Source organism: Niveispirillum sp. GW835-FHT14G11 (genome assembly GCF_058793615.1).
The window spans coordinates 213,096-235,900 of sequence record NZ_JBXAFZ010000005.1 but is presented as its reverse complement, the minus strand read 5'-3'; the positions used below and the strand labels follow the sequence as shown (position 1 = coordinate 235,900).

The following is a 22,805-nucleotide window of genomic DNA, read 5'->3' as shown; positions in this document are numbered from 1 at the left end:
GGATCAAGACCATGCGCAGCCTCTCCATCGGCGCCACCGGCATGCTGGCTCAGCAGCTGAATGTCGAAACCATCTCCAACAACATCGCCAACATGACGACGACCGGTTACAAGCGTCAGCGGGCCGAATTCCAGGACTTGCTGTACCAGAACCAGCGCCGCGTGGGCTCCACCTCGTCCGATGCCGGCACCATCGTGCCGTCGGGCATCCAGGTGGGCCTGGGTGTGAAGGCCGCCGCCATCTATCGCATCAACGAGCAGGGCAATATCAACCCCACCGGCAACACGCTGGATGTGGCCATCAACGGTCAGGGCTACCTGCAGATCCAGCTGCCGAATGGCGAGACCGCCTATACCCGTGACGGCTCCCTGTCGCTGAATGCCGAAGGCACCATCGTCACGGCCGACGGTTACCAGGTGATGCCCGGCGTCGTGGTCCCGCAGAACACGATCGACATCACCATCAACCCCAATGGCGAGGTCCTGGCCAAGATCGACGGCCAGATCGAGCCGCAGAATGTCGGCCAGATCCAGCTGGCAACCTTCCCCAACACCGCCGGCCTGGAAGCCATCGGCGATAATTTGCTGCTGGAAACCCCGGCGTCGGGTGCCGCTATCGAAGGCCCGCCGGGCGCCCCCGGCTTCGGCCGCATCATGCAGGGCGCGGTGGAGACGTCCAACGTCAACATCGTGGCCGAGATCACCCAGCTGATCACCGCCCAGCGCGCCTATGAAATGAATTCCCGCGTCATCTCCACCACCGACCAGATGATGCAGTCGGTCAGCCAGCTGCGCTGATCGGTTTTAGGTTCCTGAAGCGTCGCCGCCGGGGCCTGACGGCCCTGCTAGGACATTCTTGCCCACCTGACACCCGGAGTCCGTCCCATGACCCGCTTCGCCGCCCTGATGCTCGCCGCCGCCCTGCTGACCGGTACCGCCGCCGGGGCCGCCACGCTGAAGCCGGCCGCCTCGGTGATGGATGGGCAAATTCTGCTGGGCGACCTGTTCGACGGTCTGTCCCCGGAAAAGGCGGTGCATCCGATCCTGACCGCACCGGAACCCGGCCGCCGCATCAATCTGGATGCACCCGCCCTGCAGCGCATCGCGTCGTCCAACGGCATCGACTGGCATGCCGCCGGTGGGGCCGACCGCATCACTGTGGAACGCGCGTCGGTGCAGGTGACCACCGACGCCATCGTCGCCAGCCTGCGCCAGGCCTTGCGAGACGGCGGGGCCGGCGAGGGGGTGGATGTGCTGCTGGACAACCGCACGCTCAGCCTTTTTCTGCCGGCCGGCAACGATGCCTCCGTGCGCGTGGAAAATCTTGCCTATGATGCCCAGCGCGGCCGGCTGTCGGCGGAGATCGTTGCGCCGGCCACGGGCCCGGAACTGCTGCGCCAGTCGGTGGGCGGCCGTGCGGTGGACATGGTCGACCTGCCGGTCCTGGCCCGTCGCCTGACCATGGGCGAGGTGATCGGCGAAGGCGACATCACCTGGATCCGCCAGCCGCGTGACCGCGTACAGGCAGGGGCCGTCACCGATACCTCTGAAATGATTGGGAAAACTGTTCGCCGCGCCGTCGCCCCGAACCAGGCGGTCTATGTGCGGGACGTGCGGGAACCGGTGGTCGTGGCCAAGGGGCAGGCCGTCACCATCCTTCTCCAGAGCGATGTCATGACCCTGACGGCGTCGGGCAAGGCGCTTTCCGACGGGGCCCAGGGTGAGTTGGTACGGATTGTGAATACGTCCTCCAGCAGAGTGATCGAGGCCGTCGTGGCCGGTCCCAATCTGGTGACCGTCCGCCCCGCCGGCCAGGGGATCGCCCCTGTCAGCCATGTGTCGGGTACGTCCAAGAAGGCGGCCCGGTAAGGAGAACCGAGATGTCCGTCCGTACCCTGTCCACCCGCACCATTCGTTCCGCCCTGCTGCTGTCGCTGACCGTCCTGCCCCTGACCGGTTGCGTCACGGACAAGCTGGCCGCCATCGGCCAGACCCCGGCCTTGTCGGGTATCGAGGACCCCTCGCGCGATCCCAACTATCGCCCCGTGCGCCTGCCCATGCCGGACGCGCCGGTGCAGGACCGTCAGGCCAATTCGCTGTGGCGCGCCGGGGCCCGCGCCTTCTTCAAGGATCAGCGCGCCGCCCGCATGGGCGACATCCTGACCGTCGATATCCAGATCAATGACCGTGCCCAGCTGCAGAACAACACCACCCGGGCGCGCGACGGCAGCGACAGCATGGGCATCCCCAACCTGTTCGGCCTGGAGGCCAGCACCAACAACATCCTGCCCAACAGCGTCGATCCGGCCAGCCTGTTGAGCGCAACGGGCAGCAGCACCAGCAACGGCACCGGCGCCATCCAGCGCCAGGAGCAGATCAACATGCAGGTGGCGGCCCTGATCGTGCAGGTCCTGCCCAACGGCAACATGGTGGTGCAGGGCAAGCAGGAGGTCCGGGTTAATAACGAGGTGCGCGAACTGACCCTGACCGGCATCATTCGGCCGGAGGACATCACGTCGGCCAACACCATTTCGTATGAGAAGATCGCCGAAGCCCGCATCTCCTACGGCGGCCGGGGCAACATCACCGATGTGCAGGCGCCGCGCTGGGGCCAGCAGGTGCTTGAGGCCATCAGCCCGTTCTGATCCCCCTGACCATGGCATGACAGCAAGAACCCCCGGACGTGTGAGCGTCCGGGGGTTTTTCGATATACCGGTGGTCGAGAATTCAGACCGTCGGGGTTACACGTTCAGCAGCAGATTCTCCCGCTCCCAGCTGCTGATCACCCGCTGATAGGCGTCATATTCGGCCTGTTTCACGGCGCTGACGGCTGACACGAACCGGTCGCCCAGGATCTCCTTCAACGGCTTGCAGGCGTTGAACTTGTTCAGCGCGTCGCCCTGGTGGCGGGGCAGCGAGAAGGCAAGACGGTGGGCGGAGCCCTTGACCGGGTCGGATGGCTCCAGTTCCTGGGTCATGCCGATATAGCCGCAGGCCAGCGAGGCGGCGAAGGCCAGATAGGGGTTGGCATCGGCACCGGCCACCCGGTTCTCCACGCGTCGCGCCTCCGGCGGGCTGACCGGCACGCGGAAGCCCGTGGTGCGGTTGTCACGCCCCCAATGCACATTGATGGGCGCATCCGACCCCTGCACCAGCCGGCGGTAGGAATTCACGTTGGGCGCCAGCAGAGGCATCGCGTAGGGCAGGTATTTCTGCAAACCGGCGATGAAGCTCAAGAACAGGGCGGTGTCGCTGCCATCGGCATTGGCGAACAGGTTGGTGCCTGTCTTGGCATCCACCAGCGACTGGTGGACATGCATGGCACTGCCCGGCTCGTTCTGCATGGGCTTGGCCATGAAGGTGGCGTAGACCTGATGGCGGATCGCCGCCTCGCGCACCGTGCGCTTGAACAGGAAGACCTGATCGGCCAGTTCCAGCGCCTCACCATGGTTGAAATTAAGCTCGATCTGGGCGGCACCGGCCTCATGGCTCATCGTGTCGACGTCGATTTCCTGCTTTTCGCAGAAATCGTACACATCCTCGAAGATCGGGTCGAATTCGTTGACGGCGTCGATGCCATAGGCCTGGCGACCACTTTCCTGCCGGCCGGACCGGCCCACGGGCGGCACCAGCGGATAGTCCGGGTCCTTGTTGACGGCGACCAGGAAGAATTCCAGTTCCGGCGCCACGATGGGCTTCCAGCCGCGCTCGTCATAAAGCGCCAGGACGCGCTTCAGCACGGAACGCGGAGAGATATCGACAGTGGAACCGTCGGCATAGAAACAGTCGCAGATGACCTGGGCGGTGGGTTCGCTGTACCAGGGCACGACGCGGACAGTGGCCGGATCGGGCGTCATATAGACGTCCCAGTTCTCCACGCTCGTCACATCCTCGTCTTCCGGGTATTCGCCCGTGACGGTCTGGATGAAGATGGATTCCGGCAGGCGCAGACCGCGGTCGCGCAGGATGCGCAGGAATTTCTCCGCAGGCACGATCTTGCCACGCGCGATGCCGGCCATGTCGGGCACCAGGCATTCCACCTCGGTGATGCGCCGCGAACGGATGAATTCTTCCAATGTACTCATGACGATGCCGCGGGTTGGCGGCCCAGATGCACCCGTCGCAGCCGGAAAGCCGGCCTTCGGGGCTGGGAAATGAAGCTACGCCCGCAGCCCTCCACGTTGTTTCGGATGGTTGACAGTATAGGCAGAGGAAAGGGGGGGCAGGCAAGCGGCGGCTCCGCCTGCTGAGGAGATTGGATCACATTTCTCTCTTGTTGATGTTCTTGCCGGCTTCCCCGGTTTCCAGAAAGTCCAGCACCTGCTTCAGCATCACCTCGACCTTGGATACGGTTCTGATCGCGGAATGGTCCGTCCAGGTGAAATAAGGGCGCCACCATGGCTTCCCCCAGAAATGAGTGAACTCCTTCGAATTCCCGACCAGATACCCGCTTTTCAACCAGTCGTGCGGTGCTGTAATCTTTCTCGTTCCGAAGAAAACCTGAAATCGAGGCGCACCGGAATTGAGAAAATGTATGATAACGAAATCATACTCCTCTCCACAGATCCTCTCCAATGTTAATTGATATGCATCGACCTTACAGGTCGGATCCGTCAGATCCGCGTTGACTCTGACGAATCCCTCTTGAGTAAGGGGTGGCAACAAGCGCTCTTCAACCAATTCCGCAAGGAGACGGGTGGGCTTTCTTTGGCGTTTTACCCATCTGTCAAAGCGCAACTTATGTTTTTTGCTGCCACTCATTCATTTCGCTCCACATTGATAGAATATTAAAATTCTACCATGTTTATTTTTCGCTTTATGACTTTCCTGTGCCGATATTTCGATGCACACTTCCAGCCTTCGCTGGCCGACTTGGGAGAAAAGCACCCGAGTATGAAAGGATAGACGCTTGCCTGTTGGTGGCAAAGCCTACTGATCGGGAACCATCACCGCGACGCGACATAAGAGCACCAAGGACCGATACCCATGGTCTCGATACGGAAGGCCCGACGGCGGACATCTTGTGCGTCAACCCTTGCCGTGGTGGGCTTGGCATCCTACCCTTTCCTTTGAAGGGGGGGGGCCATGGCCAATTCGCTTGATCAGGTGGAGGACCTGCTGCGGCAGCGGATGGCAGCGACCGGGTGGCGGCCCTTCGTGCTGGGCATTTGCGGCGCACAGGGCAGCGGCAAGTCCACGCTGGCCGACGGGCTGGCGGCGCGGCTGTCGGCGTCGGGGCTGCGGGTGGCCGTGCTGTCGCTGGACGATCTCTATCTGACCCGGCCGGAGCGCCAGGCGCTGGCCCGCGATATCCACCCGCTGCTGGCCACGCGCGGCGTACCCGGCACACATGACGTGGCGCTGGGCCTGTCGGTCCTGGACGGGCTGGCGCAGGCGGGCCCGACCTTGTTGCCGCGCTTCGACAAGGCACTGGACACCCGTGCGGCGGCGGGGGTGCGGGTCGAGGGACCGGTGGATGTGGTGCTGTTCGAGGGCTGGTGCGTGGGGGCGGTGCCGCAGGACGATGCGGCGCTGGCGGTGCCGGTGAACACCCTGGAACGGGAAAGCGATGCGGACGGGCGTTGGCGCCGTCATGTCAATGAATGCCTGGGCGGGGATTACCAGCGGCTGTTCGGCCGCATCGACGCCCTGGTCCTGCTGGCGGCACCCGATTTCGCCATCGTCCGCGACTGGCGCATCCAGCAGGAGGAAGGGTTGCGGGCCCGGCTGCGGCGGGAGGGCAAGGCGACCGATGGCGCCATGAGCGATGCGCAGGTGGCCGCCTTCATCCAGTTCTATGAACGGCTGACCCGCCATATCCTGGACGAAATGCCGGGCCGGGCCGATCTGGTATTGCGGCTGGATCGGGCGCGCGGGCTGCCGGGCGATTGATCAGGGCGCGGCCGTCACCACGCCGGTCATGGGAAAATCCGCCCCGCGGGAGAAGGCCACGGGGATCGGCGGCTTGAAGGTGCGCAGTTCCTCGATGAATTTCGGGTCGGGGCTGCGGCTGCGTATCTCCTCGCGCAGCAGTTTCTGCGCCTCTTCCAGCGCGAAGGTGGGGGCGGAACGCTCGGCATAGGTGATCAGCCGGGTGGTCAGCACCTGTGGCTGGCCGGGATCAGCCTCCCCCCCGATACCGCGCAGCAGGGCATAGGTGAAGGCCCCGTGCTGGAGCTGCGTGAATTCCACCGCATCCTCATCATGGCGGGTGGCGGCCAGGACATGGATGCCGGCCGCGTCGGCCACCCCGGTCAGGGCGCGGCGCCCGCCGGCATCGTCGAAGGCCCGGACGGCCTCGCCCGACTGGCAGGTATCGATCAGCAGCACGATACGCTGGGCCGGCACCGCCATCAGGGCCTGCCTCAACTCACGGCCGCCAATACTGGCCCGTCGGACCTCCTCCTCCGTGGCGCCCGCCGTATTTGGAATGTCGGCTGGCAGGAAATACCAGTCCCGCTGCGAGGCGAAATGCTTGCCATGGCCGGCCAGGTACAAGATCACCACATCTTCCGGCCGGGTGGCCGACAGGCCGGCGATGGCCTCCAGGATGGCGGCACGGCTGGCCAGCGCATCCTTCAGGACGGTGGGCCGGAACCGGCGATAGAGCGTGCCCGCCCCGCGGTTCAGCCGATCAGTCAGGGCCAGCGCGTCGGGCACCGCATAGTCCAGCGAGAACTTGTCGCGCCGGTTATGGGTGTAGAGGTTGATGCCAACGGCCACCAGGTGCAGGTCGGGCAGGGACGGCGGGGCCGCATAGGGCAGGGTAAGCCCGGATGCCTGCCCCTCGATCCCGTCACGGCTGAGGCCGGTGGCCTGCACGATGTTGTCCCCCGCCACCAGCGCCAAGCGATAGCGCTCTGTCAGGGTGGACAGCCCGTCGGCCCCCGTGCCGGCCGTGCTGTCCAGGCGTCGGGTGGGGTCGACGGCCTTGCCGTTGTGACGCAGACGGATTTCCGCGATGCCGCCGCCCCGGTCCTGGGCGGTGACGGTAATGTCGACGCTGCCGGGATCGGTCGATGCCGTGCTGTCCAGCCGCACGCCGGGCGGGGTGGGAAAGGCATCCTCCACCGCCGGCGGGGCCGCTGTCTGGAACGGGGTCTGCGGGTTCAGGATGGTGGCCAGCAGGCGCGGTTCGTAATGGCTGGCGCTGAAGCCGGCCAGGCCCAGCCGGCCGGCCGATGTGGTCCAGCCGCTGCCCTCCAGCGTACCGGCCGTGCCGTCATAGCGGCCCCGATCATCCACCGCGATCCAGCCGTCGCGCGCCGGGATCAGCCGCAGCAGCCGTTGGGCCGCCGGCCCGTCCCAGATGGACAGGTCGCCATCCGCCGTGGCCAACAGCACGCGCCCGCTCGGATGGCTAGCCCCGCTTCGCACCGTCCCGTCCAGTCGCCAGGCCTCCCGCCCGTCGGCCACATCCAGCATCCGGGTCTGCCCCCGCGCATCGGCCAGCAGCAGCCGGTCGGCCATGGGATCGGCGGAAAGCAGGGTGGGGGCGCTGCGCAGCCGGGCCAGCATTCGTGCGGGTGCGCCGCCCGGCCGGGGGTCCCAGGTGACGATCCGTCCGTCGCCATCCGCCGCCACGGCCAGACCCGAAGCCAGGGGGACCAGCCGGGCCACGGTATCCCCCAGCGCAGCCTGTCCGGCTGAACTGCCCGTGGCCGCATCCCAGCCTGTCAGGCTGCCATCACGCCCGCCGGTCAACACCAGGGCGCCATCGGCCGACCAGGCCAGCGCCTGAACGCCGCCAGCCGCCAGTCTGGACAAGGTGGCGCCGGTGGCGGTATCGGTCACGCGCACCCCACCATCGGCATCGGCCAGGACCAGGCGTTGCCCGTCGGGCGACAATGCCGCCGCCGCCACCTGTCCCCGGGAGGACGGTGCTGCCATCGAACCTGGGGTCCAGAGCAGGGCCTCGCCGCCTTGCGTGATGCCCAGGGCGGCCAGTCCGTCGCGTGCCACGGACAGGCTGGCCAGGGGCGCGGTGCGCAGGCTGCCATCGCCAGCCTCCACCCCCTCATCCAGCCACCAGCTGCGGATGGTGCCATCGGCCAGTTGGGCCAGCAGCAGACGCCCGTCCGGCGACAGGGCCGTCAGGCGCACCCCACCCGCCACCCGCGCCGGCACGTCCAGCGCACCGCGCAGGGAGCGGGCGACAGTGTCACGCAGAGAGTTGGTCAGAACCTGGGTGCGGTTGCGCAGGATGTCGCGCGTCTGGGCCCAGGCATTGTCCACGGGCCCGATGGTTGCCAGCAGCAGGCCGATGGCAGCGGCAAGGCTCAGCGCCCGGTTTGCGCGCGGGGCCGGGCGGGATGCAGGGCGGCTTCCATTTGCTGGCGCACAACCTGCACCTGCTGCTGGGTACGGGTCTTTGCCACCATGCTGGTGGGGGAGGCGGCCTGCGCCGGCAATGCCGGCAGCAGCAGAGACAGGGCCAGCAAAAGCATCACATGGCGCATCGGAGAGTTTCCTTTCAGGACAGGAGGGGGAAGGGGTCATGGGGCATCGCTCCCCATCAAGGGAACGGCCGGCCAGCGCAAACGGCTATCATCGACCATCGGCTTGTCACGCGGTCGGCCCAGCCAGCTATCCAGGCCCAGCCGGGCGGGTGGGGCCAGCGTCTCGGGGATGTCATCGGCCCGGACGCGTATCCGCAGCTCGATATCATAGCCGTCGCCCAGATAGAGGCGGACCAGGCTGTGGAGGGTTTCCAGAAGCGGTGGCGTCAGGTTGCGCAGCCAGTCCATGCCGGTGGGGCCGATGGTGATGGAAAGCCGGGTCTGCACCTCCCACCGCCGCGTCCCACAGGCGGGGCCATCGCCCAGGGTGGTGGGCGCACCCAGCCGGGCGCGGGCCGGGGTAGGCAGGGCGACCCAGCCGCCATGGAATGGCGCCACCGTCACCGGCTGCGACAGTTGGGCGGATAGAAGACGCGCCAATCCGTCGGCGGAACGCGGCCATGTACCCAGCAGGGATGCGAAATAGGCGGCACCATCGGCGTCGATGCCGCCATCGCCCGCCGCCACGCGCGGGGGCAGCCCATCCGTGACCAGACCGGCCAATGCCGCCAGGGGTGCGCGTGCGCGTTCGGTGTCATAGGGGCGGGCTTGCTGGATGTCCCGTTCGCGGGCGGCGGCGATGTCACCCCGCAACCAGGCCTCATGCAGCAGGTCGGCCAAGCGGCTGGACAGCAGGTCCAGGAATTCCGCCAGGGTGCTGTCACCCTCCCGCGCGGTTTCCACCAGCCTGGCGGTCAAGTGGCGGGGCAGGATGCCGGCGGGGCCCGTCAGGCCGAAGGCACCCAGCACCACCGTGCCCTCCTCCATCGCCACCACATCGCCACCGGCAAAGCCCAGCCCGGCCATGGCGGACAGGTCCGGTCGCACCATCCCGGCCAGCGGCAGCAGGCGCAGGAACTGGTGCAGCTCGAATTGGGCGGGATCGTCCCGCAGGGACCGCATCAGATCAGCGGCCGCGTGCCCGTCCGGGGAGGCCATTGCGCTATCCTGTGTTTGCGTTGCTGCGAAAGGGCCGTCAGGGCGGTGAAGCTGTTGGCTGCCGCATGCAGCGCCAGAAAACGCTCCAGCACCGCGGCAAACAAATAGCGGCTGCCCGTGGCGTCGCCTTCGTCGAAGGTCAGCGTCACCTCGCTGCCCATGCACCAGGCGGCCCGGTTTGGCGTGCCGACCCGGTGCATGGCGGGCAGGACGGCCAGCGTCGCCAGGCTGTCGATCTGCTGCTGGGTCTCCTTGAACAGCAGGGGGTCCTTCTCCGGATGGGCCAGGTTATGGACCGACAGCAGCCCACGCAGGGCGGCATCCCCGCCCTGGGACAGGCTGAGCCGATTGAAGGAAAGCTGGGAGATCAGCTGCCAGTGCAGCCGGCCCGACGTGGCAGGGCGCAGGGGGCGGGCGGGGCGGCTCAGGGCATGGGCCGCGCCGATGCGGCTGGGGTCGCGCACCAGGGAGAAGGACAGGGCCGTCAGCCGGCCGGGCAGGTCCCGGTTTCCGCACAGGGCCCGGACATTCACCACCCCGTCGCCGGCATCCAGCAGGGACCCGGCCGGATCGGACAGCGACAGCAATGTCTCCTGTGCCCCGTCGGGGGCGGCCTCCACCGCGTGGTGCCAGTAAAGCCCATCGTCGCCACCTTCGCGGTGATGGCGGGCGAACAAGGGTGTGATGCGCTGGCGCACCACCTGGTTCTGGCGCATGACCAGCGTCACCTCCTCCAGCGCATGCACCTCATAGGCCAGCGGGCGGCGCGTGTCGGGCAGCAGCGGATAGCGGGCCACCCGCTGGGTCAGGCGCACGGGTTCCAGTTCCATGGTGAACTGGTTGATGGCCGGCACGCAGCCCAGGCGCAGCAGTTCCGGCCCCGCTTCGCGCAGGGCGTCGATGGTACCGCCGGGGATGTCGGTGGCATTCAGGACAAAGCACAGCTCTGCCTCGCGCCCCGTCAGGGCACCTTGCAGGCCGGTTACGTCGGCGAACAGGAACTTGTCGGGGAAGCTGAGATATTCCAGCAGCAGCCGGTACCCCATGGGCGTGCACGGGTCATAGGCGTAAAGCGCCTCATCCTCTGTGAACCCGACGGGCTGGATACGCGCATCGGGCAGGGGGACATGGTCCATCCGCGTGCGGCCGTGCGGGGTTCGTCCCACGGCCACGGCCTTCAGGCGCGCGAACAGCAGTTCGTACAGGCCGCCGCGTGCGGCAGCAGGTCCGTCCAGGAACAGGCGCAGCCTGTCGATGGGCATCTCATCCAGGGCAGCCTCTCCCGTGGCGCGCAACTGGCAGCGGATGACCAGGTTGCCGCCCGGCCCCACGCCGCGCAGGGGGGAGATGGAAACCGGCTCCACCACCAGATCCGCGATCTCCAGCGGCCAGAGCGTGACATCCGCCCCCGTGGTAAAGCGGCAGGCCACCTGATCGGAGCCGGGTCCGTGCCGCAGAGGCAGGGATTGCAACTCGCTGCCGCGTACGATCACCACCCCCTTGCCGGCCTCCGCACTGTCGGCATTGGCCTGCATCTGGATGATGGTGCGGGCCGGGACCGGCCGGATCAGGTGCGGATAGGTGTTGTGCAACAGGGACTGGGTGATTTCCGGCACGCCGTCCTGGATGCGGGCCTGGACGCGGGCGGCCAGCAGGGCCGTCGCCTCGATCAGCCGCTCGACATGCGGGTCGGGGGAGATATCGGCCGTCAGGTGCAGCCGGCCGGCGATGCGCGGGTGCCGCTCGGCAAAGGCGCGCCCCGTCTGGCGCAGGAAGGCCAGCTCGCGTTGATAGAAGGACAGCAGTTCCTCGTTCATGTCCTGTCGCTCCCGTCCAGCGAACGCACCAGCAACTGGTTGGTCAGGGGGGCCAGCCGCGTTTCGAACGACAGCGGCAGCCGTACTGTATCGATGCGCAGGTCGGCGCGGATGCGCAGGGCCATGCGGCTGCCGCCGGGTCTTTGCTCCGTCATGTCCTCCACCAGGATATCGGTCAGGCGCGGTTCGAAGGCGGCGATGGCGTCGCGCACCCGCTCGCACACCTCTTGCCGGTCGGACAGGCTGCGCAGGCTGGCCGATCCCATGTCCGGCAATCCATAGGCGATGACGGTGCAGGCGGCATCGGGCGGCAGGGCGGCATCGGCACGCCAGGGCTGGCGGGTGTTCAGCAGCAGTTCCAGGTCGTCCAGCAGCAGGCGTACGAAGCCGGCCGCCGCCTGGCGGGGCGACAGGCCCGCCATGTCCGGATCGGGCCGGAACCGGTCGAACAAGGGTGCCTCGGGAACGGCGTAAAGCTCCATGGTCCGCCCCCCCTTCAGCCGCCGCGATTCTGGGCGGTGTCCCAGAAATGGTCGACGCTGCCAATGGGGCCGTCGGCATTGTTCAGTGTGTAGATCCATTCGATGCGGGCATATTGCAGCCCAATCTCCTCCCACAGGGTCGCGCCACTCTCCTTGACGCGCACGCTGGGCAGTTGCACCCGGCTGGACCGGACCAGCACGTCGGTCAGCAGATATTCCATGAATTTGTGCCGGCCGGCGCCGGCATCCCAGACTTCCAGCGTGGCCTGGGGGATGACGCGACCGGAGCAGCAATGCAGGGCCAGCAGCGGGGACGTGTCGTCCAGCAGCTTTTCCAGCAGCAGGTCGCCATGGCGGGCGCGGGCGGGCGCCCCCTGGCCGCCGGTGCCGGCACTGCCCGTCATCGGCTGTTCCAGCCCATGCTGGAAGGACAGCAGCCGGATCCAGCCCGGCCGTTCGCTATCCGGATTGCGCGAGGATATGCCTTCAAATCGGATGTAAGCATCATGGGCCACGGGCGGTCTCCTCAAGACGGTCGGGCGTCTGCCCGGTCGACAGGCCGCTGACTTCCAGGCGGCTGGTCAGGCTGATGGAGCAGTCCAGCTCGTCGAACTGGAAATGCGGCTGGATGGTGATGGCCAGATTGAACACACCGGGTTCGCCCTCGCGCTGTTCCACCCGCACCGACCCGTGGCGCAGGGGCCGGCGGGCGCGGATTTCCGGTGCGGTGTCGTCCTGGAAGGCGACATAGCCCGCGATCCAGCGGTTCAGCCGCGCCTCCAGGTCACGGGCGGCGGCCAGGGTGCCCACCGTTTCCCGCGTCAGCACCTTCAGATAATGCGCGATGCGGCAGATGGCGAAGACCAGTGACAGGCGGACCTGCATCCGCTCCTCCAGCCCCGGCCGTGCCCCGGCCCGGTGCGGCAGGTGTACCGACTGCACCCGGAAGAAGGCGGCATAGGGCTGACCCTGGCAGTGCAGCAGGGGCAGCAGGCCGGCATCGGCCAGCAGGTTCTCCTGCGCCTCGGTCAGCAGCGCCTCCAGCCCTGGCCGGGTCGCACGACCGCGCTCTCCCGTGGAGAAGCAGGCGGCGGGCAGCCCGTCGACCCGCCCGCCGCCATCGATGCCGGTGATGGCCACGCTCCAGCCATTGCGGATGAAGGATGCGGCCGCCACCTGGGCGAACGGGTAGATGGCGCCCATCCACAGGGGTGGTGCCGCCCCCGCACCCCGGGCGCCGGCCACGAAGCCCCGCCCCTGGCCGAACGGGGCCGGCCCAATATCGGCGGCCAGCACACGGGGCAGGGCCAGGGCCAGATAACGGCTGTGATCGGCACGGCGCAGCTGCGCCCAGGCCTGCTGCTGTTCCAGCTGTTGCAGGCCCAGGGACAGGTCGCGGCGCCCGTCGGCGATCTCCGCCATCTCCGCCGCGCAGCCCAGCAGGCCGGGGGCGGCGTTGGCGATGACGGGGGCGTGAATGTGGCTGCCCAGCAGCGACAGCCGGTCCAGCAGCCAGCAATCCTGCCGTCCCGACCCGAATTCCATATCCAGGCAGATCAGGCCGAAGGGCCGTCCGCCCAGGATGCCGTATTCACGCGTGTAGGTCAGGCGGTACAGCTCGGTCCGCTCCAGCGTGGATGCGCCTTCCAGGTCGTCCACGATGTTCTCGCGCGTCAGGGCCAGGACCCGGACCACCACCTCGCGCGATGACACGGTGCGGGCCAGGAAGTCGACACCGCGCCAGGATGCCTCCAGCTGCCGGAAGGAAGGCTGCAGGCGGATGGCGGCCGTGCGCCGTTCCAGGATCAGGTCCAGGGCCGCGATGCGGGCGGCCATCTCTGCCGCCGGGTCCGCCGCCGCCGCCATTTCCGTCAGCAGGGGCACCAGCATCGCCGCCAGCACCGGCACCTCTTCCTGTGCCAGGCGCGGCAGGGACGGCAGGGCCGCCATTTCCGCGCGGCGCGCGATCAGGGCGGGGTTGGGCGGGGTGGTCCATGCACGCCGCGCATCCGCCAGCAGGCTGCGTTCGATCAGCAGGCGCCGCAGCCCTGGCACCTGCGCGGCGATGCCGTCCGGGGAGAAGTCGTTCAGGGAGCGGAAATACAGGGTGACCGGCGGGAAGCCGGCATCTGGCAGGATCAGGCACGGCACCAGCTCGGCCAGGGCGGAATCCACCCCACCACCCTGGATGTCGATGAAGGAAAGGTGGCGCTGGGTGGTTTCACCCTCCGGCGGGTGAGGCGCCAGGTCACCGATGATACCGATGACAAAGGGCAACTCCACCTCGTCCGGACCCAGGCCGGTATCGACCTTGTAGGTCAGCCGCACGCGGGGCATCGTGCGGGCGGTGGCCGCCTGGAAATCGACGGGGGTGGACAGAGGGATCATCGGCCCGCCCCGCCGCAGATCTGGCAGAAGGCGGCCCCGGACCGGGCGGCATCCTGCAGGGCCTGGATCTGGGTGACGCGTTGCCGCTGGCCTGACGGGCGCGTCAGGGTCCGGGGCTTGGCATTGCCGGCGGTCCCACCTTCGGCCGTGGGCGGGGCCTCCGGTTTGTCCGGCGCGTCGGGGGAAGCCGACAGGCTGCCGGCCGATCCGCCGCTGTTGATCAGCACCGTGGGCCCGGAAATGGCCACGCCGGAGGGGCCCAGGGTGATGAAGCTGCCGCCCACCTTCAGCGACAGCAGGCTTCCCGCCTCCAGCACCAGCTGCATGCCGGCCTTCACGGCGATGTTGGTACCGGCCTTCTGGTCGATGTCGGTGCCGACATCCAGCGACAGGGCGGCCTCCACCTTGGTCTTCATGTCGCGGGCGACGGTCAGGCTGTCGGCCCCCTTGACCTCCGCCCGCCGGTCGCCGCCTACGGTCAGGTGGTCGGTGGCGCCGATCAGGGCGCGGCGGCGGGTCAGGACGCGCAGATCCAGGTCGCGCTGGGCCTGGATGAAGATCTGCTCCGCCCCGGCCTTGTCCTCGAACCGCAGCTCGTTGAAACCGGATGCCTTGGGGGAGGATTTGGTCTTGATCACGCTGCGCGTGCGATTGCCGGGCAGCGGATAGGGGGGCATGGTGTCGGCATTATAGACGCAGCCGGTGACGATGGGGCAGTCGGGGTCGCCCTCCAGGAACTCCACGATCACCTCCATCCCCACCCGTGGGATGAAGATGCCGCCCCAGCGGGCCCCGGCCAGCGCCTGACCCACCCGCACCCAGCAGGAGCTGGCCTCATCCGCCTTGGACCGGCGGTCCCAATGGAAGCTGACCTTGATGCGCCCATACTTGTCGGTATGGATCTCCTCCCCCTGCGGGCCCACGACGGTGGCGGTCTGCGGCCCTTCCACCAGCACCTTCTGTGACCGCACGGGGGGCCGATAGGGGGTGTCGTGGGGGATGGCGGTGAAGCTGTTGGCATATCCCGCCCCGCCGCCATCCAGGTCGTTGGTCGCCTGATGGATGACCGAGAGCAGCGTGTAGCGGCGGTTATACTCGCGGATTTCATGCTTTGCGACCTGCATGGCGGTGCCCGACGCCATCCTTGTCAGGTTGGACCGCCCCTCATAAACCCGGTATGTCGCTTCCACCTGCTGCATGCGCAGCTTGGCCCGCCTGTCGCCCTCGCCCCGGTCGGTATGGCCGCCGGGATAGTCGAACTGTTCCAGGTCGGTATTGAAAGGCTGGGCCTGGACCGTGGTGGCGGTCACGGCCAAGTCGGCCTTCGGCGTCTCGAAATTGTAGTCGGACAGGGCATGGCGGCCGGAGCGGGCCTGCAGCCGTTCCGACATATGGTCGATGCCGGGCTTGGCATCCACGGTGTCGGCGCGCTTCACCTCCACCTTGGCACCGCCGGGCAGGTCGGCATGCACGGCCGGCGCGTCGCCCAGCACCAGGATATGGCGGTCCTTCTCGTGCCGGAAGAAATAGAAAATCCCCTCCTCCTCGAACAGGCGGGACAGGAAATTCAGGTCGCTCTCCCGGTATTGCACGCAATAGGGGCGGGGCTTGCCGGGATCGACCAGCTGGACCTCATAATCGTTGAAGCCCAGCTCCTTGAAAATCTCCTCTGCGATCTGCGGCACGGTCTTGTTCTGAAAGATGCGGCAGTCGGCGCGCTTTGACAGGAACCACAGCCAGGGCACCAGCTGCATCTGATAGCGATAGCGGCGGGATGCGAAATCCAGCCCCAGATAGGTTGCCGTGGCGATATAGCCGTGGAAATGCCGGTCGTCGCTGCGGCCGCTGCGCATGCTGATCACCGCCGGCCGGCCGATCAACTGCGTCAGGTCCACGGGCGCATCGGGACTGAACGCCTCCACCCGGAAGGTGAAGGGCACGGACAGCGCGTCTTCCCCCGACAATCCGGTCACCACCAGCCGGTCGGGGCCCAGCGGCGTGTTCATCCGGAGGAAGCGTGTGTCCTGTCGCATGGCGGCCTTCACTTCCTGCGCTGATGCCGATGGCGGTCGTCCGTGGACCTGGTTCAGATGACGGGTAGCGGGTGGTTGCTTAGCTTTCCTCAGGCACCGGCCCGCCGCCCTGCTCGTGATCTCCGGGGGAGGGGCGGTGACTTTCGGCAATGCATTCCTGCCAGTCCGACCAGAGCGCGGGATCGGCGGGCTTTCCGTCAGGCAGCGGGGTCAGCGATCCTAACAGCATGGCTATCTCCGCCGATTGGGACCTTTCCCAATACATTTCCAGAAATCGGACCATGGCCTGAAAGGATTCCTCGACGGTCAGACGGGTGTCGGCATGTGTCATGGTTTCGTCCGTGTTGGTTTAGAAAGACCGGTTTCCTGATTGTAATTCCGGGGAGTGGCGTTCATTCCCCCGTTTATGATCTCATTTCCGCGGGTCTGTACCCAGATTTGTCTTCCATCGGCAGTATTCTTCGCGTACCAGGCATTTCCATATTTGTCATGGCCCTGAAAATACTTGGGATCACCGGCCGCGTCGGTCAGCATCTTCCGGTTTGCCGGCGTGTCCGGGAGATGTCCGGGCGCATCCCGGAAGATATGCCCTGTCCGGCCATCCGGTATTGTCTTGGGGGGCGGCCCGGTGGGCTTCGCTTGGACATCGCTCGACCGTGCGGTATCTTGCCCGGCATTGGAAGCGGGTGAGGGAGTTCTGTCCTGCCTCTTCTCGATAGCCTTTTTCGTAACCGACTTGGCGCCCCGCAGAAGCAGGTTCTGGATAAGGGAAACGCCGGCAATCGCCACAGCATCGGCGAAAGCCATGGCGGCTTCGGTCAAGTCCTTCTTCGTCTACGCACGGAATAAATTGTCCAGGAACTCCGCCAGCTTGCCCAGGAATTTGGGGGTCGCCCAGCCCAGGACGGCAAAGGTGGCCGCCGCCGATGCGGCTATGACCACAGCCCCGATGCCAGCGGCCGTCGCGGCGGCCATCGCGGCCATCATGACTGCTGCCCATAGAATCGCCTCGAGGGTCAGCCGCCGTTCCAGTTCCTCCCTGATTGCGGGGCCTACATGCTGCATGGCCTCCCCGACCACGAAATGGAATCGTTGGGCCAAAGTCCATTCGGGTACAGGAAGGTTCAGGTAGATAGCCGGGTTCAGGCTGTCCTCGGACCCCTGTCCGACAGAGGCTGTTACCGGATCGGACAGCAGATCGATGGTTTGTGGAACATGGGCCATGATCATGGGCCAGGACAGGACCTTGCCAGCCATCAGTTCCAGAAGGTTGGTGTCGGGAACCGATTGCAGCTGTCCGATACCATGTTCCGCCGCTAGGCCCCGCAGCGCCGACATCTCCCAATCTTCGTTGATATAATACCTGAGCAGCCATCGTGCCTGTTCCTTGTCCCGCACCCGATACAGTTCGGCCGCCCCCGTCATCAGATGCGACGGCCCGATCAGCAGCCGACTGCCGCCATCTTCAAGCACGACAACTCCAATGGGGCTGACGAAGCGGGGTTGCATCGATGGCGCGGATTGTGATGGGGACAGGAAATGGTCGGGCGAACATTTCCATTTGCGAGTAATGAACAATAATCGGTGCGCTGTCGAGTCCTGCTAAACTTGTATTCATCAAGTTGAATAGAGTATTTATAATCGAGATTATATTGTCAGATATGATCCCTATGATAGCATGCAAGCCTATCCGGAATAATCCCCGAGGGTTGTGCGCATGGTCACGCTGGATTTCCGTCGCCTGCTGGGTCGCCTCAATCCCGTGACCCGCAAGGCGCTGGAGGCGGGGGCGACGAATGCGGTCACGCGTGGCCATTACGAACTGGCGGCCGAGCATCTGCTGATCCATCTGCTGGACGACCCCCACAATGATCTGCCGCTGGCCCTGCGCCAGGCCGACCTGGATGCGGGACGGCTGGCGCAGCTGCTGAACCGGGCGCTGGACGGCATGCGCAAGGGCAATCCCGACCGGCCGGCCTATTCCCCGCATCTGCGCGACTGGTTCGGCGATGCCTGGCTGATCAGTTCCGTGGACCTGGGGGAGGGGCAGATCAGGTCGGGCGCCCTGCTGGCGGCCCTGCTGGCCGCCCCCATGCGCCATGGCGATAGCGCCTGGTTTGAGTATCTGTCGGTGATCGGGCCCGATCGGCTGCGCGCCGACCTGCCCAAGCTGTTCGCCTTTTCCAAGGAGACGGACACGGCCCCGGCGGCCCCCGCCGAGGGTGGTGCACCGGCTGGCGGGGCCGCACCGGTGGGGGACAGTGCGCTGGCCCGCTTTACGGTGGATTTCACCGAACAGGCCCGCCAGGGCCGCATCGACCCGGTCTTTTGCCGCGACCGGGAGATCAAGCAGATGATCGACGTGCTGGGACGGCGGCGGAAGAATAATCCGATCTGCGTGGGCGATCCCGGCGTGGGCAAGACGGCGGTGGTGGAGGGGCTGGCGCTGCGCATCATTCAGGGCGAGGTGCCGGAGTTCCTGAAGAACGTCTCCCTGCGCGGTCTGGACATGGGCCTGCTGCAGGCCGGTGCCGGCATGAAAGGGGAGTTCGAGAACCGGCTGAAGAAGGTGATCGAGGAGGTCAAGGCGTCAGTGAAGCCGGTGATCCTGTTCATCGACGAAGCGCACACGCTGGTGGGTGCCGGCGGGCAGGCCGGCAGCGGGGACGCCGCCAACCTGCTGAAGCCGGCCCTGGCGCGGGGCGAGTTGCGCACCATCGCCGCCACCACCTGGAGCGAATACAAGAAGTATTTCGAGAAGGATCCGGCCCTGACAAGGCGGTTCGAGCTGGTGAAGCTGGACGAGCCGTCGGTGGACGATGCCGTCACCATCATCCGCGGCCTGCGCCCGGCCTATGAGAAGGCGCATGGGGTGCATATCAGGGACGAGGCGGTGGTGGCCGCCGCCCGGCTGTCCGCCCGCTATCTCTCCGGTCGGCAATTGCCCGACAAGGCCGTGGACCTGCTGGACACGGCGGGCGCGCGGGTGAAGCTGAGCCTGGGCACCAAGCCGACGGCATTGGAGGACCAGGAACGCCGCATCGCCGTGCTGGAGCGGGAGAAGGCGGGGCTGCTGCGCGACCTGCATCTGGGTGAGGACCCGCCGCCCCGTATCGCGGAGATCGACGCGGAGATCGCCGACGCCAAGGACAAGGCCGATGGCGTGGCCGAACGCTGGCAGCAGGAGAAGGCGTTGGCCGAGCGGCTGGTGACCCTGCGCGCCACGCTGGCCGAAGCGGGGGGCGAGGTGGCCGGGGAGACGGCGGCGGAACTGCGCCGGCTGGACAAGGAGCTGAAGGAGATACGCGGGCGGGAGCCGCTGGTGCATTATGAGGTTACGCCCGAGGTGGTGGGTCAGGTGGTGGCCGACTGGACCGGCATTCCCGTCGGCAGCATGGTGCGCGACGAGGCGGCATCCATCCTGGCGCTGGAACCCAATCTACTGAAGCGCATCAAGGGGCAGGAACCGGCCATCGCTGCCGTTGCCCAGGGTATCCGGTCGGCCAAGGCCGGGGTGGGCAACCCCGACGCGCCCATGGGCGTGTTCCTGCTGGTGGGACCCAGCGGCGTGGGCAAGACGGAGACGGCGACGGCCGTGGCCGACCTGCTGTTCGGCGGCGACCGCTTCATGTGTTCCATCAACATGTCAGAGTATCAGGAGAAGCACACGATCTCCCGCCTTGTCGGCTCGCCCCCCGGCTATGTCGGCTGTGGCGAGGGCGGGGTGCTGACCGAGGCCATTCGCCAGCGGCCCTATTCGGTGGTGTTGCTGGACGAGGTGGAGAAGGCCGATCTGGAGGTGCTGAACCTGTTCTACCAGGTGTTCGACAAGGGCACCCTGTCGGACGGTGAGGGGCGGGTGATCGATTGCCGCAACATCGCCCTGTTCCTGACCAGCAACCTGGCCACCGACGCCCTGACCCGCATCGGGCAGCTGCCGGAGCGGCCGGACACGGACGAGATCGTGGAGGCCATCCGCCCCATCCTGTCGCGGCATTTCAAGCCGGCCCTGCTGGCCCGCATGACCATCGTGCCCTATCTGCCGCTGCTGGGCGACAGTCTGGTGGAGATCACGCGACTGAAGCTGGACCGGGTGGGCCGTCGTCTGGCGCAGAGCCACCGTGTCCGCTTCGCCTATGACGATGATGTGGTGGCGGAGATCGCGCGCCGCTGTACGGAGGTGGAGACGGGGGCCCGCAACATCGATCATATCATTGGCCGCACCCTCCTGCCCCGCATCTCCGCCGAGATACTGGAAAGGCTGACCGATGGCGGGTTGCCGGAGGCGTTGCATATCGGCCTGGACGGCGATGGCGGCTTCAACGTCGGTTTCGGCTGATCCCCAGCCATGGACGGCGAGGCACCCCTGGACGCGGCCGCCACGGTCGATCTGTTCGTGGAACTGAGCGCGGCCCTGTCGGCGGAGCGCAGCCTGCCGTCATTGCTGGGCCGTATCCTGTCGGCGGCCCTGCGCCTGACCGGGGCGCGTGACGGGCGCATCTACGGGCTGGACGTGACCAAGCAGAACCTGCTGCCCCTGGCGCAGGGGGAGGAGGGGCAGGGACAGACGGGGCCGGTGCCGATCTATGTCGCGGGCGCGCCCAACCTGACCAACCCCTATGCCTACACGGCGGCCATGGGGCGCATCCTGAAGGTGCCCGACATCTATGCCTATAGCGGCTTCGATTTCGAGGAGGAGTACGCGCGGGACCGGCGGCTGGGCCGGCGCACGGGGGCCGTGCTGGCCACGCCGCTGCGTGATCATGAAGGGGTGACGGTGGGCGTGCTGCTGATGGCCGACCTGCCGGATGGGCTGCTGCCGGACCGGCTGCTGTCAGCGTTTGCCTCGCAGGCGGCCGTGATCCTGTCCAACCGGCGGCTGATCGACCAGAACCGGTCCCTGATCAGTGCCTTGGGCCGGCGCAACCGCGAACTGGACGCGGAGAACCAGCGCCTGCGCGATGCGATCGCCACAAGCATGGGCCAAGGTGGCATCGTGGGTGACAGCCCGCCGCTGCGCGCGGCCCTGTCGCTGGTGGAGAAGGTAGCGGGGACGCGGGTGACGGTGCTGGTGCTGGGGGAGACGGGCACCGGCAAGGAAGTGTTCGCCCATGCCATCCACCGCGCCAGCCCGCGTGCCAAGGGTCCGTTCATCGCCCAGAACTGTGCCGCCCTGCCGGAGAATCTGCTGGAAAGTGAGCTGTTCGGCCATCGCCGCGGCGCGTTCACCGGGGCCGTGGCCGACAAGCAGGGACTGGCCCAGGCGGCCCATGGCGGCACCCTGTTCCTGGACGAGATCGGGGACATGCCCCTGGCGCTGCAGGCCAAGCTGCTGCGGCTGTTGCAGGAGAATGAGGTTCGGGCCGTGGGCGCCACGAAGACGGAAAAGGTGGATGTGCGGGTCATCGCCGCCACCAATGTCGATCTGCGCGAGCGGATCGCGCGCGGGGAGTTCCGCGAGGATCTCTATTACCGGCTGAACGTCTTTCCCATCCGCCTGCCGCCGCTCCGGGAACGGGGTGGGGACATTCCGCGTCTGGCGGAGCATTTCCTGGCCGAGGCCGCCCGCCTGCATGGCCGCCCCGCCCCCGGTCTGACGCCCGACGCCATGGAGGCGCTGACCCACCATGCCTTTCCCGGCAATGTCCGGGAACTGCGCAACATCATGGAGCGGGCCCTGCTGCTGTGCGAGGAGGGGCAGCGGATCGGGCCGGACCTGTTCCCGGCAGAGCTGCGCCGGCCCATCCCGTCTGTGCCGACCGGCCCCGCCGTGCCCGAAGGGCCCTTGAAGGAAGCGGTGGAACGGTTCGAGGCCTGGATGATCGCGGCCCGGCTGGAGGAGACGGGCGGCAACCAGACGGTTGCCGCCGGCCTGCTGGGCATTTCCCGGCGCAGTCTGGTGGAGAAGCTGGGCCGGTATGGGTTCGGGGGGCGGCGGGCCACGGCCGGCCGCCCCACCTGACGGCGATTACGCCGTCATCGGCTTGCGCCAATCGTCCGAACCGGTGGTGCCGGCCTTCTCATGCGTCCATTCCACCTTGCGGTAGACGAAGGACCAGTCCTCCATATGGGTGAAGTTGCTGTTGGCCGGGTCCAGGCAGTTGGGGAAGAAGCCCTGGCCGTCGACCAGGGTGCAGTCCGTCCATTTGATGGTGAAATAATGTTCCTGCTGGCCGGTCTGGGCGGTGCGGTAGAATTTCAGCTCCAGCTGCAAGATCTCGCCCGCGCACAGCGCCTGCCACAGCAGCGGTGACGCCTTGTCGAACACTTTGGTGAAGGTGGCGGGCTTGTGGACGCGCGTGCCGGTGGGCTGGCCGCTCTGCGGATCGCGCGGCTGCACGACGCCGTTGGTGAAGGCCTGGACCAAGCATTCATCCTCATGGCCCTCGACCCAGATATTGCCGACGCTGTCGGCCGTGAAGGCGCCCTGGGAAATATTCCCCTGTTTGGTGCCGGTGATGGTCAGGTAACCGGGTACAGGCATGCTCTAGTCCTCCTGGTTGAAAATGCTGAAATTTGCTTCCGAAACCAGATAGGCAAATGCCGTGCCAGTAACGATTCTTCGGTATTTATGTTCAATTTCGGCAAA

20 protein-coding genes are annotated in these 22,805 nt (G+C 66.8%); 6 read left to right on the top strand and 14 right to left on the bottom strand.

The features are described 5' to 3' along the window. The first annotated feature begins 11 nt into the window (after positions 1-11). The 3 genes from flgG to flgH all read left to right on the top strand — a co-directional run bounded on the left by flgG (position 12) and on the right by flgH (position 2,644). The gene (gene flgG / locus AC1Q7F_RS11700; RefSeq protein ID WP_416572949.1) at positions 12-797 is read left to right on the top strand and encodes a flagellar basal-body rod protein FlgG; all 786 of its coding nucleotides are present in this window, start codon (positions 12-14) and stop codon (positions 795-797) included. 87 nt (positions 798-884) lie between these two features. Next, on the top strand, positions 885-1,868 hold the full coding sequence (gene flgA, locus AC1Q7F_RS11695; RefSeq protein ID WP_492506914.1) for a flagellar basal body P-ring formation chaperone FlgA: 984 nt from the start codon (positions 885-887) through the stop codon (positions 1,866-1,868). An 11-nt stretch (positions 1,869-1,879) separates the two neighbouring features. After that, entirely contained in the window at positions 1,880-2,644 is a 765-nt protein-coding gene (gene flgH, locus AC1Q7F_RS11690; RefSeq protein ID WP_492506912.1) for a flagellar basal body L-ring protein FlgH, read from the top strand. 96 nt (positions 2,645-2,740) lie between these two features. On the opposite strand, the gene AC1Q7F_RS11685 is transcribed toward flgH, so the two are convergent. Both AC1Q7F_RS11685 and AC1Q7F_RS11680 read right to left on the bottom strand, forming a co-directional pair. Continuing rightward, the gene (locus AC1Q7F_RS11685; protein WP_492506910.1) at positions 2,741-4,084 is read right to left on the bottom strand and encodes a glutamine synthetase family protein; all 1,344 of its coding nucleotides are present in this window, start codon (positions 4,082-4,084) and stop codon (positions 2,741-2,743) included. A gap of 175 nt (positions 4,085-4,259) precedes the next feature. After that, positions 4,260-4,760: a hypothetical protein gene (locus AC1Q7F_RS11680; RefSeq protein ID WP_492506908.1), complete on the bottom strand. Its 501-nt coding sequence runs from the start codon at positions 4,758-4,760 to the stop codon at positions 4,260-4,262. A gap of 324 nt (positions 4,761-5,084) precedes the next feature. On the opposite strand from AC1Q7F_RS11680, the gene AC1Q7F_RS11675 reads away from it, so the two are divergent. Beyond that, positions 5,085-5,891: a hypothetical protein gene (locus tag AC1Q7F_RS11675; protein WP_492506906.1), complete on the top strand. Its 807-nt coding sequence runs from the start codon at positions 5,085-5,087 to the stop codon at positions 5,889-5,891. Here AC1Q7F_RS11675 and AC1Q7F_RS11670 read toward each other — a convergent pair whose 3' ends face one another. The 11 genes from AC1Q7F_RS11670 to AC1Q7F_RS11620 form a co-directional block, all read right to left on the bottom strand. Then, positions 5,892-8,234, bottom strand: a complete 2,343-nt coding sequence (locus tag AC1Q7F_RS11670; RefSeq protein ID WP_492506905.1) for a caspase family protein — start codon at positions 8,232-8,234, stop codon at positions 5,892-5,894. A 44-nt stretch (positions 8,235-8,278) separates the two neighbouring features. After that, a complete protein-coding gene (locus AC1Q7F_RS11665; RefSeq protein ID WP_492506903.1) occupies positions 8,279-8,458 on the bottom strand; it encodes a hypothetical protein in 180 nt (59 codons plus the stop codon). A gap of 36 nt (positions 8,459-8,494) precedes the next feature. Then, positions 8,495-9,496 (bottom strand): type VI secretion system baseplate subunit TssG, encoded by a 1,002-nt coding sequence (tssG, locus tag AC1Q7F_RS11660; RefSeq protein ID WP_492506901.1) that lies wholly within the window; start codon positions 9,494-9,496, stop codon positions 8,495-8,497. Next, on the bottom strand, positions 9,460-11,313 hold the full coding sequence (tssF, locus tag AC1Q7F_RS11655) for a type VI secretion system baseplate subunit TssF (RefSeq protein ID WP_492506900.1): 1,854 nt from the start codon (positions 11,311-11,313) through the stop codon (positions 9,460-9,462). Before tssF ends, tssG begins: the two co-directional genes overlap by 37 nt. Continuing rightward, positions 11,310-11,795, bottom strand: coding sequence for a type VI secretion system baseplate subunit TssE (gene tssE / locus AC1Q7F_RS11650; protein WP_492506898.1), 486 nt, complete (start codon positions 11,793-11,795; stop codon positions 11,310-11,312). Before tssE ends, tssF begins: the two co-directional genes overlap by 4 nt. Before the next feature lie 14 nt (positions 11,796-11,809). Then, positions 11,810-12,310 (bottom strand): Hcp family type VI secretion system effector, encoded by a 501-nt coding sequence (locus AC1Q7F_RS11645; RefSeq protein WP_492506896.1) that lies wholly within the window; start codon positions 12,308-12,310, stop codon positions 11,810-11,812. Next, on the bottom strand, positions 12,300-14,183 hold the full coding sequence (tssC, locus tag AC1Q7F_RS11640; protein WP_492506894.1) for a type VI secretion system contractile sheath large subunit: 1,884 nt from the start codon (positions 14,181-14,183) through the stop codon (positions 12,300-12,302). The genes AC1Q7F_RS11645 and tssC overlap by 11 nt, the downstream gene beginning before the upstream one ends. Continuing rightward, positions 14,180-16,216: a type VI secretion system Vgr family protein gene (locus tag AC1Q7F_RS11635; protein WP_492506892.1), complete on the bottom strand. Its 2,037-nt coding sequence runs from the start codon at positions 16,214-16,216 to the stop codon at positions 14,180-14,182. The genes tssC and AC1Q7F_RS11635 overlap by 4 nt, the downstream gene beginning before the upstream one ends. Positions 16,217-16,295: 79 nt before the next feature. After that, entirely contained in the window at positions 16,296-16,547 is a 252-nt protein-coding gene (locus tag AC1Q7F_RS11630) for a hypothetical protein (protein WP_492506890.1), read from the bottom strand. Then, positions 16,544-17,038, bottom strand: coding sequence for a hypothetical protein (locus tag AC1Q7F_RS11625; RefSeq protein WP_492506888.1), 495 nt, complete (start codon positions 17,036-17,038; stop codon positions 16,544-16,546). Before AC1Q7F_RS11625 ends, AC1Q7F_RS11630 begins: the two co-directional genes overlap by 4 nt. Positions 17,039-17,050: 12 nt before the next feature. Then, the gene (locus tag AC1Q7F_RS11620) at positions 17,051-17,689 is read right to left on the bottom strand and encodes a hypothetical protein (RefSeq protein ID WP_492506886.1); all 639 of its coding nucleotides are present in this window, start codon (positions 17,687-17,689) and stop codon (positions 17,051-17,053) included. Positions 17,690-17,933: 244 nt separating this feature from the next. On the opposite strand from AC1Q7F_RS11620, the gene tssH reads away from it, so the two are divergent. Together tssH and AC1Q7F_RS11610 are read left to right on the top strand one after the other, a co-directional pair. Next, the gene (gene tssH, locus AC1Q7F_RS11615) at positions 17,934-20,555 is read left to right on the top strand and encodes a type VI secretion system ATPase TssH (RefSeq protein ID WP_492506884.1); all 2,622 of its coding nucleotides are present in this window, start codon (positions 17,934-17,936) and stop codon (positions 20,553-20,555) included. Positions 20,556-20,564: 9 nt separating this feature from the next. Beyond that, positions 20,565-22,178: a sigma 54-interacting transcriptional regulator gene (locus AC1Q7F_RS11610; protein ID WP_492506881.1), complete on the top strand. Its 1,614-nt coding sequence runs from the start codon at positions 20,565-20,567 to the stop codon at positions 22,176-22,178. A 6-nt stretch (positions 22,179-22,184) separates the two neighbouring features. On the opposite strand, the gene AC1Q7F_RS11605 is transcribed toward AC1Q7F_RS11610, so the two are convergent. After that, the gene (locus tag AC1Q7F_RS11605; protein WP_492506879.1) at positions 22,185-22,700 is read right to left on the bottom strand and encodes an Hcp family type VI secretion system effector; all 516 of its coding nucleotides are present in this window, start codon (positions 22,698-22,700) and stop codon (positions 22,185-22,187) included. Between the last annotated feature and the right edge of the window lie 105 nt (positions 22,701-22,805).

What these genes read in the sequence shown, in the direction of transcription:
- AC1Q7F_RS11635 (WP_492506892.1), bottom strand. Translation starts at nt 16,216, where the DNA reads ATGCGACAGGACACACGCTTCCTCCGGATGAACACGCCGCTGGGCCCC.
- tssF (WP_492506900.1), bottom strand. Translation starts at nt 11,313, where the DNA reads ATGAACGAGGAACTGCTGTCCTTCTATCAACGCGAGCTGGCCTTCCTG.
- flgG (WP_416572949.1), top strand. Translation starts at nt 12, where the DNA reads ATGCGCAGCCTCTCCATCGGCGCCACCGGCATGCTGGCTCAGCAGCTG.
- AC1Q7F_RS11685 (WP_492506910.1), bottom strand. Translation starts at nt 4,084, where the DNA reads ATGAGTACATTGGAAGAATTCATCCGTTCGCGGCGCATCACCGAGGTG.
- flgA (WP_492506914.1), top strand. Translation starts at nt 885, where the DNA reads ATGACCCGCTTCGCCGCCCTGATGCTCGCCGCCGCCCTGCTGACCGGT.
- AC1Q7F_RS11680 (WP_492506908.1), bottom strand. Translation starts at nt 4,760, where the DNA reads ATGAGTGGCAGCAAAAAACATAAGTTGCGCTTTGACAGATGGGTAAAA.
- flgH (WP_492506912.1), top strand. Translation starts at nt 1,880, where the DNA reads ATGTCCGTCCGTACCCTGTCCACCCGCACCATTCGTTCCGCCCTGCTG.
- tssC (WP_492506894.1), bottom strand. Translation starts at nt 14,183, where the DNA reads ATGATCCCTCTGTCCACCCCCGTCGATTTCCAGGCGGCCACCGCCCGC.
- AC1Q7F_RS11675 (WP_492506906.1), top strand. Translation starts at nt 5,085, where the DNA reads ATGGCCAATTCGCTTGATCAGGTGGAGGACCTGCTGCGGCAGCGGATG.
- AC1Q7F_RS11610 (WP_492506881.1), top strand. Translation starts at nt 20,565, where the DNA reads ATGGACGGCGAGGCACCCCTGGACGCGGCCGCCACGGTCGATCTGTTC.
- tssG (WP_492506901.1), bottom strand. Translation starts at nt 9,496, where the DNA reads ATGGCCTCCCCGGACGGGCACGCGGCCGCTGATCTGATGCGGTCCCTG.
- tssH (WP_492506884.1), top strand. Translation starts at nt 17,934, where the DNA reads ATGGTCACGCTGGATTTCCGTCGCCTGCTGGGTCGCCTCAATCCCGTG.
- AC1Q7F_RS11665 (WP_492506903.1), bottom strand. Translation starts at nt 8,458, where the DNA reads ATGCGCCATGTGATGCTTTTGCTGGCCCTGTCTCTGCTGCTGCCGGCA.
- AC1Q7F_RS11630 (WP_492506890.1), bottom strand. Translation starts at nt 16,547, where the DNA reads ATGACACATGCCGACACCCGTCTGACCGTCGAGGAATCCTTTCAGGCC.
- tssE (WP_492506898.1), bottom strand. Translation starts at nt 11,795, where the DNA reads ATGGAGCTTTACGCCGTTCCCGAGGCACCCTTGTTCGACCGGTTCCGG.
- AC1Q7F_RS11605 (WP_492506879.1), bottom strand. Translation starts at nt 22,700, where the DNA reads ATGCCTGTACCCGGTTACCTGACCATCACCGGCACCAAACAGGGGAAT.